We start from the raw sequence: 15,571 nt of genomic DNA on the forward strand, positions 1-15,571 counted from the left end.
AGGGCGACCATGTTCATCCGGATCAGTCAGGGGCTCCGGATCTAAAAATCGCTTCCTTGAAGATTACTGGCATTTGCCATCTACCTTGGCCTTGGTTACCAAGAGGGTCGCTGGGGTTGTAGCCGTTGCAACGGTATAGGTGGCCTCACAACTATCAACAGTGAGCTTGCCGTCGGCTGCGGTATAGGTAATGCCGTCGAAGTTAACGGCGGCAGCCAGGCCCGCACGTGATGGATAGCCGTAGACCATCTCCACGGGCACACCTTCAAGCGTCACGGAGCTTGTTGCATCGTTGGCTTCTCCCTCTACCAGGGACTGGGCACGTGTGATAGACATCGCCGACTTGCCAGCACCAACAGCACCGTCAAATACGGCAGCGCTAGCATTACCCGAGAGATCAGCAAACTTCGGCAGCGCGAACGCAGCCAGAATACCGAGGATCACGATGACCATGACCAGTTCGATAAGTGTGAAACCGCTTTGTGCACCCTTCGATCGGGACATGGCAGGGGCAGATGTGTTCATGGGTACAGACTTCATGGCAATTCCTCAACAGTTCAAACTGGACCAAATCAATGATCGTTATCAGGAGTATAGACGCTGAATCTGTGAGTGTTTGTAGCAATTGGCAACAGCGGAAGGGCGCTATGTATCTGTTTGCTAACCCCACCGCTCCTAAATTGGCAGGCCATGATTCGCTTACCTTCGCTTACCCCGTAGTTACACCCAGACTGGACTGCTTACTCTTCAGCCTGGAAAGCCCTCACTTTTCCGGTCGTGGTATCGTAGCGAAGTTCGAAACTGTGACCGCTTTCGTACAAAATTTGATACTGGCATTCGCCGCCATCAACCGCCGTAGTCAGTACCGGCCAGTCTTCGGCTGACCTGGGCAAGGCGTCGCCAAGCAGCAGCTGAAGCACCGCGACGCAGCCCGTCCTGGGCTCTATCGACGACTCACCCGCCACACCGCGCGGATAACCTTGTGCACTCATGACGAGCGATTGACCTGAGTCGATCACCAGCATCTGAGGCTGATTCGTCGCCAGCCAGCTGGCACGCAGCTGGCGCAGCGCAACTTCCATGACCTCCGCCAGCTTTGTCGGCTTCAGCCGGTCCACGTCGTCATAGGTGCTGTTGAAGCTGCGCATGAAGAGCACTATCAGCACCAGCATGACAATGACCGTAACCCACAGCTCGACACTGAACGCGCCGACACGCCGGCTTAGCGGCATATGCGTTTAGCCGCCCATCGCTGCGGAGCCAAGGTCCCACATGGGCAGGAATACGCCAAGTGCCAGCACCAGTACCATGATGCCCATGAATACCAGCAGTATCGGTTCTATGGAATCTGACAAACGCTTGAGCGAATACTCGACTTCTTCGTCGTAGAAATCAGCCACATCGATCAGCAGGTTGTCGATCGAGCCAGTCTCCTCACCAACAGACATCATCTGCAGCACCAGCGGTGAAAACATGCCAGAGGCGCGCGCAGTACGCACCAGGGTGTCCCCTCGCTCGATGCCGCTACGCATTTCCGTGATGGCGCGTCCGATATACTTGTTGTGGACTGCCTCAGCCACGATGCTGAGTGCCGATGTAATTGGCAGGCCAGCGCCAAGCATCATCGCAAAGTTGCGAGAAAACCGTGACAGCGCAACCAGCTCGAACAACGGTCCGATTATGGGAATCTTCAACTTGAAGCGATCCCACTTGTATCGCCCGTCAGGCGTCTTTATCCAACGCAGGAAGAGCACGAAAGCGGTGATACAGCCGATAAGCAGGAGCCAGCCATAGTTGAGCAGGAAATCGGACATGCCTACAAGAATCTGTGTTGGCAGCGGCAGGTCGGCACCGAATTGCTTGAATACGTCAGCGAACTTTGGGATCACGAAAAAGTTCACGATGAGAATCGCCCCAAATATGGCAGTGACGACCATCGTGGGGTAGCGGGTTGCCTGTTTCACGCGCTTGCGAGTATCGCGCTCGAGTTCCAGATTACTGGCCAGCTGGCGGAAACCATCCTCGAGCTGGCCGGTATTCTCACCGACATGCACCATGGATATGAAGAGATCGCTGAACACCTCAGGGTGGGCACGCATCGCCGTCGCCAGGTTGACGCCACCTTCGAGGCGACTGGCGACATCTCGCAGCACTTCTGCAAGCAACTTGGATTTGGTGGTATCGGCCAGACCGTGGATGGCACGGATTATCGGGATACCGGCGCGTGTCAATGCAAACATCTGGCGACACAGCAGCACCAGCTCGTCAAGCGAGACCGTCGGCTTGAACAGCGGGATGCGTTCGATCAGCTCATTAATATCGATCTGAGCAACATGCGGCTCAATCGACACCGGTGTCACGCCTTTCTTTAGCAACTCCGCCGCTATCAGCTGCTTGTTCGGCGCTGATAACAGGCCCTCGACCAGCACACCTTTGCCGTCGCGGCCCTTATAGGTAAAGTCGGCCACGCTAAGCGCCAGCCTGTGTGGTTGCGGATTCAGTCTCAGAGAACCCGGCATCTGCCAGAGAAGCGGTGATTCTGAACACTTCATCGAGTGAGGTGATGCCTTTGAGGGCATAATCGAGCGCACTCAGTGCTAAGGGCCTATACAGCGGCGTTTTTCTTGCGGCATGGGTGAACTCACTCTGATCACCACGCCGTAGCGCATCGAGCAGATCCTCATTCATTTCCAGAAGCTCATAGACGCCTACCCTGCCCTTGTAGCCAGAGTTGCCACACTGGTAGCAGCCGGCGCCCCGCACGAACTTCGCATCAGCCTGCAAGGCTACCGATGCCTTGGGACCGAGACCACGCAACCACACCCGCTCCTGGTCAGTGAGTTCATGTGCTCTGACGCAATCTTCGCAGACTCGCTTGACCAATCGCTGTGCCAGAATGGCTGTGAGCGCACTCGCGACCAGGAAGGGTTCTGCCCCCATGTCTATCAAACGCATTGCACTCGAGATCGAGTCGTTGGTGTGCAGGGTCGAGAGCACGAAGTGACCGGTCATGGCAGCGCGAAGACCGATTTCTGAGGTCTCCTGGTCTCGCATCTCGCCGACCAGCACGACATCTGGGTCCTGGCGAAGTGCTGATCGAAGCACAGTGGCAAAACTCAGCCCGATCTTCGGATTGATCTGCACTTGAGTAATGCGTGGCAGCCGATATTCGACTGGATCTTCTGCGGTGATGATTTTCGTCGCCGGCGTATTCAGCTCACTGAGCGCGCCATACAGCGTCGTGGTTTTACCGCTACCCGTGGGTCCGGTGACGAGCAGCAGCCCATAGGGTCGATGGATGAGAATACGCAGGCGATCGCGCAATGGCTGTGGCATGCCAGTCGCGTCAAGATTGAGCGTACCGGCGCTTTGATCAAGCAGTCGCATAACGACTGACTCGCCATACGAAACCGGCATCGTAGAAAGTCGAACGTCTATGGACCGGCCTTTGACTCGTATATTGAATCGACCGTCCTGTGGTAGACGCTTCTCGGAGATGTTCAGGCCCGACATCAGTTTCAAACGCAGGACCAGCGCGGCGTTGATACGCTTTTCCTTCATGACCTGCTCGTGCAGGGTGCCGTCGATGCGCTGCCGAATGCGCACCACGTTCTCGTCGGGCTCGATATGGATGTCCGATGCGCGGGCCATGACAGCGTCTTCGAATATCGACTCCAGCAGACGGACGACCGGCGCTTCGCTGCCCTCGCCGGTCGCTGCGATTTGCGCCAGGTCGAACGCATCATCGCCAAGCTCGTCCTCGAGTTCTCCGGCAATGCTGGCAATTTCATCGGTGCGCCGGTAGGCCATGTCGAGCATGTTGAGTAGCTCCGACTCTCGCACGACGGCCAGCTTGACCGGCTGCTTGAGCAGCCTGGTCAGCTCGTCATAGCCATAGATGTCCATAGGATCGGACATGCCGATCAACAGTGCCCCGTCCTGTTCCGACAGTACGATAGCACGGTAGCGACGAGCTGCGGTTTCCGGCAGCTTCTTCACCAACTCTGTGTTGAGCTGGAAGTTCCGCAGCTGCACCAAGGGGATACGCATCTGTTTCGACAGGAAGCGCAGCAGGTCGTCTTCTGCCATATAGCCAAGGTCGATCAGTGTTCGGCCCAGCTTGCTACCGGCTTTCTTCTGTTCCGCCAGCGCTTTCATAAGCTGGGCTTCAGTGATGATCTCGTTCTGCACCAGCATATCGCCGAGGCGCATCTTCTTGGCTGGTTCGCTCATGGCTGTTCCTGTCTGCTATTGGTCTCAGAGCCGCTCGTGTCGAGCACGGTCTGGTAATCGGGTTTGATGCCGGCCTTGTCGAGTGCGGCAATTCGGCCTGCTGCATAACTGCGAGTGGTCGTTGACAAGCCGCCTGCAGCCAGTGCGTTCAGCCAGGCGGCATGAGCTCGCTCAGGTTGACGAAGCTGCTCCTGCGCAATCGCAAGACCGCTCCACCAGCGGGCTTCGAGCGCATTCGAAGCCGCATCGGCTGATTTCAGTCTCAACAGTGTGGCATACAGATCTGCCGCTTCGTCGTAGCGCCCTTGCTGTTGTAGCAGACCAGCTTTGAAGCTGAACAAGGCCGGCGCGCGCGCAGGCTTTGCTATCGAAGGTTCGAGTCGGCTGAACAGGGTCAGTGCAGCATCGGTCTGTCCTGCTGCCTGTAAGGCACGTGCTTCATCCAGGCGACGGGCGGCCAGTGTGGTCACCTTCATTTCTGCGGTGGCGGCGCTGGGCTTCTCTCGACGTTCGCCAGTCCCTTGCGCCTCCTGGGGCAGTGACGCCGCTGGGACTTTTGCCTGAGCCGCTGGTGTTTCTGCGCTTGGCTGTTCTGTTTTCGGTACCGGTACACTGGTTTCGACCGTTGGCAAAGCAGCCGCGATGGGTTCGCGTTCGCCAACGACTGTAACTGTAGGCGCAGGCGCCACTGATTGTGGTTCGTTGCCAGGGGCAGAACTGCCCACCTCACTTGCACTGCTGTCGGGTTCACCAGGCGAAGGCCCCGACATCGACGCAGTCTCCGGAAGCGGATACTGACTACTGACAACGGGCGCAGGCGCTCCGGCAGTGACGCCAGGCTCTGGCGAAGTGATGCGCTCAGGGAGTGGTTCGACAGGCTTGACCTCGCCTGCTAACGGAACATTACGCGGCACCGCCTGGAGATTTTCATCCACGGGGATTCGATCGAGCGCCTGTCTACCGAAATCCAGCGTACGCCACCCAACGATCACGGCTGTAATCAGGGCAAGCACGATCAGCACCCAGACGATCAGTTTCATCAACTGACCGCGACCGAAGCCGCCGTCGCCGTGACCATGCTGATTGCCTCTGCCCATTAGACCTGGAGGCACACCATCAGGCGAAACTTCGCTCTGACCGGCATTGCGCTTGTCGAGATCACGCAGCACGTCATTCAGCAGACTCATGCCCTTGCGCTCCAGAGAATCGATGCGACCTTCATGCGCGCTTGAGCGACCATGGCCACCTCAACGGGATTGCACTCTCGGTATCGCGAACAGCATTACGGGCATGGTGGGCTTCAACACGCTGTGAACCTTCACCATAGGCACTGAGTAGCGCCTTGTGGGCGAGAATATTGATGAGCCTGGGCACGCCTCCGCTGCCGCGGGCGATCAGTCGCTGTGCGCCTTTACGAAACAGGTCCTGACCGTTATAGCCAGCCATCGAGAGCCTGTGATTGATATAGGCCGGCACCTCCCGCGCACTGAATGGTTCTATACGCTCCTGGAAGGTAATGCGCTGCAGCAGCTGCCGCAGACGTGGACTGCGTAGCATGGTGTCGAGCTCAGGCTGGCCGAACAGTACAACCTGTAGCAACTTGCGCGCTTCGGTTTCGAGATTCGTCAGCAGCCTCACAGCTTCTATGGTCGACTCGCTCATAACCTGCGCTTCGTCGATGACCAGCACTACGCTGCGCCCCTCGCGGGCATGATCGATGAGACGACCCTGAATCAGGCGCAGTAGATGATGCTGTCCTTCTATCAGGTCCTTCTTCAATCCCAACTCCTCAGCGACGGCACGATAGAGATCAAGCGGTTCGAGCTGGGGGTTTGGAATGTAGGCGGTCACGAACGGCGGCTTCAGCGCATTGAGCAGGCGACGGCACAGCAGGGTTTTACCGGTGCCAACCTGACCGGTCACCTTGATGAAGCCTTCCCTGCCTTTCAGTGCATGAACCACTGTCGCAAACGCGCGATCGTGACTCTGCGCACGCAGGTAGAACCGCGTGTTCGGCGTCAGTGTAAACGGCAGGCTGTTCAGCCCGAAGTGCTGCTCATACATGCGGTGCTGCAGCGCTCCCATTATGGCCTGTAGTCATTTTCGATTCGCTTCCTGAGGGCTTCATAGCGAAGACCCGCGGCTTCAAGATCTTTGCCTATCGTGTCGGCGTCCCCAATGGAGGGCCGAATGAGAATGACCAGTTCGGTCTTCTCTTGTGACTGTCGCTTCTGCGTGAACATCTCACCGAAAATCGGCAGGTCGCCAAAGAACGGCAATTCAGCCTGACTGTCACGAGTGACATCGCGAATGAGGCCACCGATCACGACCACCTGACCATTGCGCGCCTTGATCACGCTGTCGGTCTCACGAACCGTGCTGAGTGCCAATGGCAGCACCAGGTTGCGCGTGCCTATACCAATCGTTTTAGTCTGGTCCTGAACCTCGCTGACGGTCGGATGAACATGCAAGGTGATATCGCCCGTCTCGCCAATCTGCGGTGTGACATCCAGCGCAATACCTGAGAAGAAGGGCGTGATTTCCACATCAGTGGTCTCGTCGTTGCCAACCAGACCTGACTGGTTCGAATTGGTTTCAATGCCGGTGACGAAGAATTCGTCGGTACCGACCTTGATCACGGCCTTCTGATTGTTCAAGGTCGCAATGCGAGGGCTCGACAGCACCTGAACCGAGCCCTGGGTCGATAGCAGATCGAAAAAGGCAGAGAAATCATCGATTCGCAGGGCAGCGCTGAACACGCCAGAGGGATCGCCAAGCGTCTGAGCGGTCTGTCCCAGGCCAAGGCTCTGCGTTGGCAGACCTTCGGCATCAACGCTCGACGTAAACTCATCGAAATACTGCCAGTTGATCCCCTGCTGGAAACCCTCGTTCAGTGTCACCTCCAGTATCTTGGCCTCGAGCACGACCTGACGCTGCATGATGAGTTCAGACTGCGTGAGATAGTCCCGTACCGCCCGAAGTTCCTCCGGCATGGCCTTGACCAGCACGATTCCGGCATTGCCGTTGGCGATGATGGTCCGGCCATCGCCAGTGCCGACAATAGCGACCAGTGCGCGCTCGAGCGATGTCCAGAAGTCGGCTTCAGTCCGGGTAGTGATGCGCGAGAGTATTCTGTTGGTCGACGAGGTGGCATCACCACTATCGGACTGGCCCGAGTCTGAGCTGCCGCCGCCAGAGCTGCCGACAGTGCCCGAGAGCTGGCCCGAACTGACTCGAATATCCGATGCACCCGAGCGGTTGATGTTGAGGTAATTGATCTGGAAGATTTCCGCCTTCATCGCAGCAGGAAAGACCTGATAGATACCGTCAGATTTTCGGTAGTCGTAGCCGTAGAGCTCCCGCGTCAGTTTCATGACCTGTTCAACGCTTACATTATTCAGGTCGAGGCTGATCGTGCCATCCACGGAAGGATGGACGACCATGTTCTGGCTGGTGCCTGCCACCAGACCATTGAAGAAGTCTCTCGCTGGCAGATCACGGACCGAAACATCGAAGCGCTGAGCATTGGCATCGGCTGGCGCTTCATCCAACAGGGCGGCAATGACTTCCGCCGGTGGCGCGGGCGGGCTGACCGTATCCGCTGGGACTGGCTGCGAAGTACTGGCATCGGCAAGGATCTGTTCCATGCGCGCCGTGTTTTCGGTACTGACTGGCTGGCCGGGATGCTTCAGCTGACCCGGACCGGTGCAGGCGCCGATCGCAGCGCAGAACAGCGCTACAAGGCTGCGCGAACCAAGCTTGTTACTACAGGTCATTGCGTACTCCGGATATTGATCATGGCTGAGTCCTGACTGGCTGTCTCACCGCGTTACCAGACGCCGCCAACCGGGCCGTCCATTGTTCGCCCTGCCAGCGCAACTGCACACCGTCAGCACTGACACGTTGAACCTTCACCCCATTGATGGTGCTGCCCTCGGCGACGCTGCGGCCGTTGATGATGGCCAGACGGCGAGCTGGCGAAATAAGAATGGAGCTGACTTTGAGCTCCGGACGTTGCTGGTCTTGGGGGCTTGCGGTTCTGGGTCCTGTGCGCCAGTCCAGTGGCCGCGTGGGGTCGCTGATTTCTATACCATCGATCGTCATGCTTGCCGGCGGATTGGCGCTGGCTGCAAGCACGCTTTGCGTCAGCAGGCCAGTCGCTGCTGCGAGCAGCAGCGCTTTGACAGAGAAAAGACTTCGGTATAAATGACAAGTAATGCTCATATCAGACTCCCAACCAGCGTTCATCGAGTCCGAGCGTTTCGAAATCCAGGGTAAGTCGTGCCGAAGGGTAGTCATCGACCTCGTAGCGCAGCGACAGCAGGCGCAGTCGGTTCTCATCCCGTTCGATCTTCCTGAGATACTCGAGTGCATTGAAATAGTCCGTATCAATAACGATCCGGACGCGATGACTGTATAGCACAGCCGCTGAATCACCCTCGCCCTGCTGAATTCTCAGTGTGGGCAGCTTGCTGACTTCACGCACTGAGTAACCGCTCTGCCCTTCAAGCAGATCAATCAATACCGCTGTAATTTCCTCAGGAGAAACCAGTCGCGACAGATTGGCTCTCAATTCATTCTCACGGTGCTCGAGCTGCTGTGAAAGTTGATCGATCTCCTGCTTGAGCGCGGCATCGGGATCGCGCCCGACGGCGGTCTGTAGAACGGCAAGTTGCTGCTGCAGTGTCGCGGTGTTCTCGATGGATGTCTTGATTGCAGCTCTGCGGGTGGTATCTTTTTCCCATAAGGGCGCCCAAACGAACTCCATGGCAACGAACAGCAGCAGCACGAGAACAGTGCCTAACAGGATCAGTTTCTCGCGAACGGACATGATCGCGAAGCGCGCACTCCACTGCTTAAGCATCACCCGGATCCTCGGTGTGGGTATCAACGCTGAAGGCCCTGTAGGCACCCGAGCCAGCACTATCGCGGCCTCTGCGACCATCGAGTGCCTGGCCAGCTGCCTGCGCGTCAGGTTTTTCCAGACTCAACTGAAAGCCATTGAAGGCTCGCCCTGCGAAGGCGGCTTCTTTGCCAAGCGCCTGCAGGTATTGCGGCAGTGACTGCGGCTCGGCGGTCTGACCCGCCAACTGGAGACGCGCGCCACTGTCCTTGATCACAATGTCCTCGAGCCAGAGCGCGCCAGTGGTGTGCTTGCCCAGCGCAATCATGATGGCGGAGAAGGACGCATCGGCACGCTCATTAAGGAGACGACCCTGAATGGTGCCAAGCAGGAGATTCGTATTCTGCAGACGCTGCTGTAAGGTCTGTTGCTTCGCCTGCAAGCCGGTATCCCGGGCACGCTGCTCAAGTTGTTCCGTGAGCTGACTCACCTCCAGCTGAAGCCGGGTGCTCTCCGGCTGAAGCGCCAGTAGCTCTGCATCACCCACCGAATCCTGCCACATCAGGACGGCGCTGTACGCCAGAACCAGAGCAATGAAGATACCCAGAAACCAGGCCAAGCTGGCGGCGGAAAACCAGTCTCGTTTGGGGCGAAAAGCCTCGGTATAAAGGTTGACCTGCTGCATCAGGCACCGCCAGTGACTGGTTTGTGCTGATTGCGCAGCGCTGCGCCGCAGGCCACCCACTGGCCGGCGAGCGGAATCACGTCTTCCGCCATACCGGCTTCTGTTGCCGGTAACGGAACCACCTGCAATCCCAGTGTTTCATCCAGCGCCTTCAGCATCTGCTCTTCATGCAGTTCGGATGCAGCAAACAGGCGACGCGGCGGAACCTGACCTAGCTGGCTCTCCACGTAATCAAGCGAGCGCTGGACTTCGAGCGCCAGCTGCTGGCCGGTGGCGCCCTGCCGATCGGGATCGGCCAGACCTTCCATATCAGCTTCGAGACGGCGGGTGAGATACAGATTGCCGTCCTTGACCAGCACCAGGATGCCGCCGTGCTCGCGCATGATGAGGCAGGCCAGGCCAATGCCTTTGGCTGGTGCTTCGGTAGACTGGATCTGCAGCAGCAGATTGCGCAGCGCCAGCTCGGTAATATCGATACTCTCGAGCTTGAGCCCACTGCTTTCGACGAGTGTGATGAGATCCTGAAGAACACTCTTGCGTGCGCTGACGACATTCACCTGTGCAGGCCGGCCGCGCAGGGCGTCATCAGGAAATTCAAATGCTTCGACAATAGCGTCTTCCAGATCGTAATCGAGCAGGTCACGAATCTTCCAGCCAGCTGCCGCACTCATCTCGCTATCTTCGACGGGCGGCCGTTCTATCTGCTGAATACTGTAAAACTCAGGCGGCAACACGAGATTGCAGGCTGCACCTTGAAGCTTGTGATTCACCACGTACTCCGTGAGCTGCTGGAGACGCTGTGCAGGCTGTGCGCCGATGGTTTCAAGGCGGGTGATACTGACCTTCGTCTTCGCTGAATCGGGTGCCGTTATTGCGAGCACGATGGCACCTGGCCGCACTTCAAGACCGACCGTCTGACTATGCTTGCGCCTGAACGGCCACAAAGGACTCAAATGCCTACTCCACGCACGACTGCTTTTCTATGTAAGGTCAATTCAAGACTAGCTCAGTAAGCCATTGTTGCAACTGAGCCGACTATGCTTGGAGGATGGCGTGGCCGGATTATGCGTAGAAAAGCAAAAAGCCCCTCAATGAGGGGCTGGCGTGATTCTTACCAAGGGAATGACGAGCGAGTTACTTGCGCTTGCGGGCAAACCGAAGGGCGGCGATGCCTAGTGCAAGCAGGCCTGCGGTGGCTGGCGCTGGAACATCGAGCTCGAAACCTGGGCCAAGATCGAAGTTGATATCCCAGTGATTTGGTTCAACAAAGAGCGCATCGCCATTGGCAGAGTACATGTCGAGCCAGACAGAACCACCGAACTCGCCGGTTTTATCGTTGGCGCCTGTGCCGTACTGAAACACTGGCTTTGAGCCGATGTTGTCTGGCGCGCCGACCAGTCGGGCAAAGTATTCGGTACCATCGATGGTAATGGAGCTGTCTTCGGTCAGATTGGTATAAAAGCCCCAATCTGCAGTGTTAGATCCGCCACCGGTCTTCACTGGCGAGTAGTCAGTCGTGAACCCAAAAAGGTTCAGGTTGATCGTCGCTTCAACGCCAAACTGGTTGGTAGCCGTGCCGGTGAAGCTCGCAGTGCCGTCGTCGAATCTGGTGAAGTTCGTGCCAGGATTGATGCTGTAATAATACGAGCAGTACGAACCTGAACCGAGAGCAAGACCATTGGTGTACAGTCCATAGGCAGCGCCACCGCAAGAGCTGACCACTTGATCCTGATTTGATACTTCGTGAATAATGGCAGCAGAGACGGAAGCGGAGAAGCTCACCGCCAGTGTCGTTGCCGCCAGGCTTTTGAAAAAGCTTGCACTTGTCATGATATTTTTCCTTCGTAACTGAATTGTTCTAAGGCCTATCCGGCCCTCTTTTTGCAGATGATCATCCGTTCGACATCTGCAGTTACGACGAGTAGTACAGCAAATCTATGCGTCTGTAACAATTTGCAAGCAACAGCCATACCAATGACGTTAGATACTGATTTATAAAGCGTTCTCCGTCTTCGACCACGCTGCCTTCCTGCGCAATTCGTAAAGAATCTGGACATGAAATTTGCCAGTCTTTGCCTTAAACAACTCGGTTTTTGCGAGTAAAGGCAAAACGGAGCCGATCAGTTTCAAAGACGCAGCTCCGCAAGCTACCATCCATAAGGCCTAGGCGCGATCTCTGCTTCGACGCTTACCCGCGATCACAACGCCTTTGTTGAAAGCGGAACTGTTAAGAAATGTATAGTTACTTGACGCCTACAGTAGGGGCCGACTTGAACGAACATTCAACAACAGTTACGGTGGCGCCTGACCTTCATTCGCACACAGTGTGCGCTCGCTTTTTCGCCCATCATGTAGTACACCGTCATGCCAAAACATCTCCCTCTATCGCTATTACTCCTTCGACTTGGAATTTTCATTGTCTTTCTGATGTGGACCCTCGACAAGTTTGTGCAACCAGAACACGCGGCCAAGGTTTTCGGTGCGTTTTACGGACTTGAAGGGCTCGGGAGCAGCCTGCTCTATGGGATGGGTGCAGCCCAACTGGTGCTGATAGCTGCCTTCGTACTCGGATTATTCAAGACCTGGAGCTATGGCCTCATTATGTTGTTTCACGGCGTTTCGACCTTGTCGTCCTTTGGCAAGTATCTGGACCCTTTCAACAATTTGCTGTTCTTTGCCGCGTGGCCAATGTTTGCGGCCTGTATCGCCTTATTTCTGCTCAGGGAATACGACACACTGACCGTGGGTCGTATCGGCCAGGCTAAGCGACAGGATTAGCCGGAGACTAGTGCGCCGTAGGCAATCGTCTTGTGGAAGGGTTCGTTGAAGCCATTGTTGATGATTTGAATCGACTGATCGCAACTGAAACGAAGGCTTCGGGTCCTGGTCACGCAGCGCTCATGCCAATGACTGTAGATCATCAGCCCCTCGATTTTCTTCACGATACCTTCGTTGAGGCGCTTATCCTGCAGTGTGAGCGTCCCCAGGGTGAGATGCCAGATGGTTTCAGCACGCTTGGATCTGAGCTCTTTCAGGCGGGCTAGATGGTCGTTGTTCTTGTGTCGGGTCGAAACGAACTGCGAATAGACCATCGCGACGTAGTAGGCCCGCCAACCTCGGTCGAAGCGTCCAACGATGGCGCAGAAATAAGCGGTGTCCTCATCGGCCGACAGCCCTGTGGGGAGCATGTCGTCAGAAAGTGGCGTAGACCAGTTTATGGTGGCCCGAAGATCGACTTCGTTTTCGTGGGCCCAGCGCAGGATGTCAGACAAAATCAGTCCTCACTGGCCACATAGTCGCCCCAGATTAGATCCGCGAACTGCGGATAATCCACAAGAGGGTTCCTGTTACCCTGATAGTCGAAAGCAGCGGCGTTGCGGTCACGCTCCTTCTGGCTTACCGGATCTGCGGCGTGCCAGCGCATAAGCATGCGCAGGTACCATGGCTCGAAGGGCTGGTCCTGTTCGCCAGAAAGTACTGCATCGCCGTCAGGACTAAGGGCTTCCCAGCCTGCAATGAGATCCTGATATCGTATCGCCATATACAGCTGGGCTCGCGCTAGATCACCTTTGAATTCGTCTCGTGGCTCGAATACCGTCCCGCTATAGCCAAGCGACGGGCGTCCGGGGCCGGCCTTGGACCCATTTGCCGTCACATAGCGGGTTGAACCGACTTCGCCGTACGGATGATTGCTGCGTATGCCGTTGACATAACCGTCAACCGCGAAGATGTGGTGGACGTCGGAATTCATCGGCTCCGAACGGCCAAACCAGCTCCTCGGAAAAGCATGCTCGCGGTTGTAACAATCACCTTCCGCGCGGTACGCGCCGCATTGATCAAGACTCTTGCGGAAATTGTGTGGATCGTTCGTAGCCGGATTCTCGGAGTACATGTCCAGAATAGAGCCATCGTCTTCGTAATAACGATCTATCTCGTGATTGAGGTAGAACGACCAGAGTGCAGCATACCCGCGATTGATCTGGGTATTCACGATATCGAACAGCGCCGACCTGAGCGCCGCACCACGTTTGCCTTCGGCAGCACTGTAGTAGCTGTCGAGCGCTCCCACGCCGGTCTCTGGGTCATCTGCCGGGCCATCAGTGGCTGCCGGTGCGAAGGTATCGACGTAAACCAGTTCCGCGGCATCGAAACCTTCGATGTCGTAGAAGCGCAAACCCACTTCAATTGTGGTGTTCTGTTGTGCCTTATAGCGATGCGATAGTTTCTGCCAGCGGCCGGTACGCGCGGCGTCGCTGTAGTCCCGATAACCATCGGCATAAAGCCTGGCTCGTACACCGCCTTGCGTATGCCTGACCCAAACCGAAAACTCGTAAACCTGGCCAGCTTCAACAGCCAGGGTCTGGCGGAAATCCGTGTTCCCTTGATTCCCGGTCTTGACCAGCACTGCAGCGGCTGATTTGCCCTGGTGTCGAACCTTGGTGGATTGCGACAGTACGATACCGCTGTCGACTGTCGTCCAGCCCTGCGGCCTCTGCCCATCCCAGCGCTCGAGTGCAGCATTATCGATTGCGGCGCTGGCGGCCGTGCTGGCCAGCGAGAGCATGGCGAATAAAGGGGCAATCAGAGAGGCAGTTGACTTGCAAGAGCGTGTTTTTATTCGTGTATTGAACATCACTGACCTGTTCAGCAGCTCGGCCGTAGAAAGCGCCGGATCTCGAGTTTGGGAGGCCCAAGAGTAGCCGCTGAACGTGACAGTTTAAAGCATTTATTTATCAGCGGGATAAGATGCTAACTTCATATCGATCCTCATCCCGATTGTGCAGTACGGTCTCGCGACCCAGTAGCTGGGCGATCACTGCAATGTTCGTCAGCAGATGCTGCGTCGGCTTCAGGGTGGTGAAACCGCCGCCCGAGCCAAGTGCGAGTGGCAACAACAACTGGTCTGCCAGGTGCTCGTCGACCAGCACTCCGGCTGCCATGAATCGGCGGGCATCTCTGACCGCCCTACCAGCCACCCGCTCTGCCGTTACGCCCAACTCGCCTATCGAATCAAACACAACGCAATGGCTCGTCATCTTCAGGCTGATGGAGAGAACATTTCCCGGACCAGCGGCGCTAGTAAGGCGCTGTTCGAATGCAGGCGTCGGCGACAGGGCCTTCCGACGAACCGCCGCGAGCTCGCGCTCGCCCACGTGCTCGGCGATGCCCGCCGATAGCGCATTGACTTCGATCGCCTCGATGGTTGGCTGGCCATCCAGAGACAAGGCCTGCAAGCGTTCGACCGGATATATCCTGGCCCGCCAGGCGCCCCCGCCTGCCGGAAAGAACCCGTAACGCATGAACTCGGTATCGACGCGCAGCCCCATGAGCGCCATCAGTGGCAGAAAGCTCATCCGGATGAAGTCGTAACTCGGTGCGAAGTGGTTGTGCGTGCCGCCTTCGAACGTGACTTCACTCGTGGCGCCACCAGCCTGTCCTGCCGCGAGCGCAAGTGGCAGTAGAATCGTCTGGAACACCAGCGTCGTACTGCCTGCCGAGCCTACGGCAAACTCATACTGGCCAGGCACTACCGGGCCAGGGGAAAAGTTGACTTCCGTCGAGCCCAGCTCAGCGCCAGTGACCTCGGCTCTGCATATGGCTTGTGCGGCCCGTAAACAGGTCAGGTGCTGGCGCAGGAGGCCTGGCTTCTGCCGTCCTGCTCGAATTCGGCTTATTCTGATCGGTTTGCCAAGACACATTGATAGTGTCAGTGCGGTTCTGAAAATCTGCCCGCCGCCCTCTCCCTGGGCACCGTCTACTTCAATGACTGAGTCGACGAGGTAAGCCATTTCACATACTCCTGTTGTACT

General features: G+C 56.9%; 16 protein-coding genes. 1 reads left to right on the forward strand and 15 read right to left on the reverse strand.

The window, feature by feature from the left end; genetic code table 11:
- Window positions 1-63: 63 nt before the first annotated feature.
- The 12 genes from ACH3PB_RS08100 to ACH3PB_RS08155 all read right to left on the reverse strand — a co-directional run bounded on the left by ACH3PB_RS08100 (window position 64) and on the right by ACH3PB_RS08155 (window position 11,591).
- Entirely contained in the window at window positions 64-540 is a 477-nt protein-coding gene (locus ACH3PB_RS08100) for a type II secretion system protein (protein WP_416398956.1), read from the reverse strand.
- Between the two features lie 200 nt (window positions 541-740).
- Window positions 741-1,232, reverse strand: coding sequence for a hypothetical protein (locus ACH3PB_RS08105; protein WP_416398957.1), 492 nt, complete (start codon window positions 1,230-1,232; stop codon window positions 741-743).
- Window positions 1,233-1,238: 6 nt separating this feature from the next.
- Window positions 1,239-2,468, reverse strand: a complete 1,230-nt coding sequence (locus ACH3PB_RS08110) for a type II secretion system F family protein (RefSeq protein WP_416398958.1) — start codon at window positions 2,466-2,468, stop codon at window positions 1,239-1,241.
- A 1-nt stretch (window position 2,469) separates the two neighbouring features.
- Window positions 2,470-4,233: a GspE/PulE family protein gene (locus tag ACH3PB_RS08115; RefSeq protein WP_416398959.1), complete on the reverse strand. Its 1,764-nt coding sequence runs from the start codon at window positions 4,231-4,233 to the stop codon at window positions 2,470-2,472.
- Window positions 4,230-5,420: a hypothetical protein gene (locus ACH3PB_RS08120; protein WP_416398960.1), complete on the reverse strand. Its 1,191-nt coding sequence runs from the start codon at window positions 5,418-5,420 to the stop codon at window positions 4,230-4,232. Before ACH3PB_RS08120 ends, ACH3PB_RS08115 begins: the two co-directional genes overlap by 4 nt.
- Window positions 5,421-5,451: 31 nt before the next feature.
- Window positions 5,452-6,297 carry an ExeA family protein gene (locus ACH3PB_RS08125; protein ID WP_416398961.1) on the reverse strand — a complete coding sequence of 282 codons (846 nt, stop codon included), beginning with the start codon at window positions 6,295-6,297 and terminating at the stop codon, window positions 5,452-5,454.
- A 20-nt stretch (window positions 6,298-6,317) separates the two neighbouring features.
- Window positions 6,318-8,009, reverse strand: coding sequence for a pilus (MSHA type) biogenesis protein MshL (mshL, locus tag ACH3PB_RS08130; protein ID WP_416398962.1), 1,692 nt, complete (start codon window positions 8,007-8,009; stop codon window positions 6,318-6,320).
- Between the two features lie 19 nt (window positions 8,010-8,028).
- Window positions 8,029-8,457 carry a general secretion pathway protein GspB gene (locus ACH3PB_RS08135; protein WP_416398963.1) on the reverse strand — a complete coding sequence of 143 codons (429 nt, stop codon included), beginning with the start codon at window positions 8,455-8,457 and terminating at the stop codon, window positions 8,029-8,031.
- A gap of 1 nt (window position 8,458) precedes the next feature.
- Complete coding sequence (gspM, locus tag ACH3PB_RS08140; protein WP_416398964.1) at window positions 8,459-9,097, reverse strand: type II secretion system protein GspM; 639 nt, start codon at window positions 9,095-9,097, stop codon at window positions 8,459-8,461.
- Window positions 9,090-9,761, reverse strand: coding sequence for a hypothetical protein (locus tag ACH3PB_RS08145; protein WP_416398965.1), 672 nt, complete (start codon window positions 9,759-9,761; stop codon window positions 9,090-9,092). The genes gspM and ACH3PB_RS08145 overlap by 8 nt, the downstream gene beginning before the upstream one ends.
- Window positions 9,761-10,714, reverse strand: coding sequence for a hypothetical protein (locus ACH3PB_RS08150; RefSeq protein ID WP_416398966.1), 954 nt, complete (start codon window positions 10,712-10,714; stop codon window positions 9,761-9,763). Before ACH3PB_RS08150 ends, ACH3PB_RS08145 begins: the two co-directional genes overlap by 1 nt.
- 181 nt (window positions 10,715-10,895) lie before the next feature.
- Window positions 10,896-11,591, reverse strand: a complete 696-nt coding sequence (locus ACH3PB_RS08155) for a PEP-CTERM sorting domain-containing protein (RefSeq protein ID WP_416398967.1) — start codon at window positions 11,589-11,591, stop codon at window positions 10,896-10,898.
- A gap of 534 nt (window positions 11,592-12,125) precedes the next feature.
- On the opposite strand from ACH3PB_RS08155, the gene ACH3PB_RS08160 reads away from it, so the two are divergent.
- Window positions 12,126-12,539: a hypothetical protein gene (locus tag ACH3PB_RS08160; protein WP_416398968.1), complete on the forward strand. Its 414-nt coding sequence runs from the start codon at window positions 12,126-12,128 to the stop codon at window positions 12,537-12,539.
- Here the strand turns inward: ACH3PB_RS08160 and ACH3PB_RS08165 are convergent.
- From ACH3PB_RS08165 to rtcA, 3 genes are all read right to left on the reverse strand, one after another.
- A complete protein-coding gene (locus tag ACH3PB_RS08165; RefSeq protein WP_416398969.1) occupies window positions 12,536-13,033 on the reverse strand; it encodes a hypothetical protein in 498 nt (165 codons plus the stop codon). The genes ACH3PB_RS08160 and ACH3PB_RS08165 overlap by 4 nt on opposite strands.
- Window positions 13,034-13,035: 2 nt before the next feature.
- Window positions 13,036-14,394, reverse strand: a complete 1,359-nt coding sequence (locus tag ACH3PB_RS08170; RefSeq protein WP_416398970.1) for an endonuclease — start codon at window positions 14,392-14,394, stop codon at window positions 13,036-13,038.
- 100 nt (window positions 14,395-14,494) lie between these two features.
- Window positions 14,495-15,550 (reverse strand): RNA 3'-terminal phosphate cyclase, encoded by a 1,056-nt coding sequence (rtcA, locus tag ACH3PB_RS08175; RefSeq protein WP_416398971.1) that lies wholly within the window; start codon window positions 15,548-15,550, stop codon window positions 14,495-14,497.
- Window positions 15,551-15,571: the final 21 nt, after the last annotated feature.

Source organism: Allohahella sp. A8, from assembly GCF_047946665.1.
Lineage (GTDB): Bacteria > Pseudomonadota > Gammaproteobacteria > Pseudomonadales > Oleiphilaceae > Allohahella.

Bases quoted from the DNA above. Each gene is read 5' to 3' on its own strand.
- ACH3PB_RS08170 (WP_416398970.1), bottom strand. From the start codon at position 14,394: ATGTTCAATACACGAATAAAAACACGCTCTTGCAAGTCAACTGCCTCT.
- ACH3PB_RS08155 (WP_416398967.1), bottom strand. From the start codon at position 11,591: ATGACAAGTGCAAGCTTTTTCAAAAGCCTGGCGGCAACGACACTGGCG.
- ACH3PB_RS08145 (WP_416398965.1), bottom strand. From the start codon at position 9,761: ATGCAGCAGGTCAACCTTTATACCGAGGCTTTTCGCCCCAAACGAGAC.
- ACH3PB_RS08125 (WP_416398961.1), bottom strand. From the start codon at position 6,297: ATGTATGAGCAGCACTTCGGGCTGAACAGCCTGCCGTTTACACTGACG.
- ACH3PB_RS08120 (WP_416398960.1), bottom strand. From the start codon at position 5,420: ATGAGTCTGCTGAATGACGTGCTGCGTGATCTCGACAAGCGCAATGCC.
- mshL (WP_416398962.1), bottom strand. From the start codon at position 8,009: ATGACCTGTAGTAACAAGCTTGGTTCGCGCAGCCTTGTAGCGCTGTTC.
- ACH3PB_RS08105 (WP_416398957.1), bottom strand. From the start codon at position 1,232: ATGCCGCTAAGCCGGCGTGTCGGCGCGTTCAGTGTCGAGCTGTGGGTT.
- ACH3PB_RS08160 (WP_416398968.1), top strand. From the start codon at position 12,126: ATGCCAAAACATCTCCCTCTATCGCTATTACTCCTTCGACTTGGAATT.
- ACH3PB_RS08135 (WP_416398963.1), bottom strand. From the start codon at position 8,457: ATGAGCATTACTTGTCATTTATACCGAAGTCTTTTCTCTGTCAAAGCG.
- ACH3PB_RS08100 (WP_416398956.1), bottom strand. From the start codon at position 540: ATGAAGTCTGTACCCATGAACACATCTGCCCCTGCCATGTCCCGATCG.
- gspM (WP_416398964.1), bottom strand. From the start codon at position 9,097: ATGCTTAAGCAGTGGAGTGCGCGCTTCGCGATCATGTCCGTTCGCGAG.
- ACH3PB_RS08115 (WP_416398959.1), bottom strand. From the start codon at position 4,233: ATGAGCGAACCAGCCAAGAAGATGCGCCTCGGCGATATGCTGGTGCAG.
- rtcA (WP_416398971.1), bottom strand. From the start codon at position 15,550: ATGGCTTACCTCGTCGACTCAGTCATTGAAGTAGACGGTGCCCAGGGA.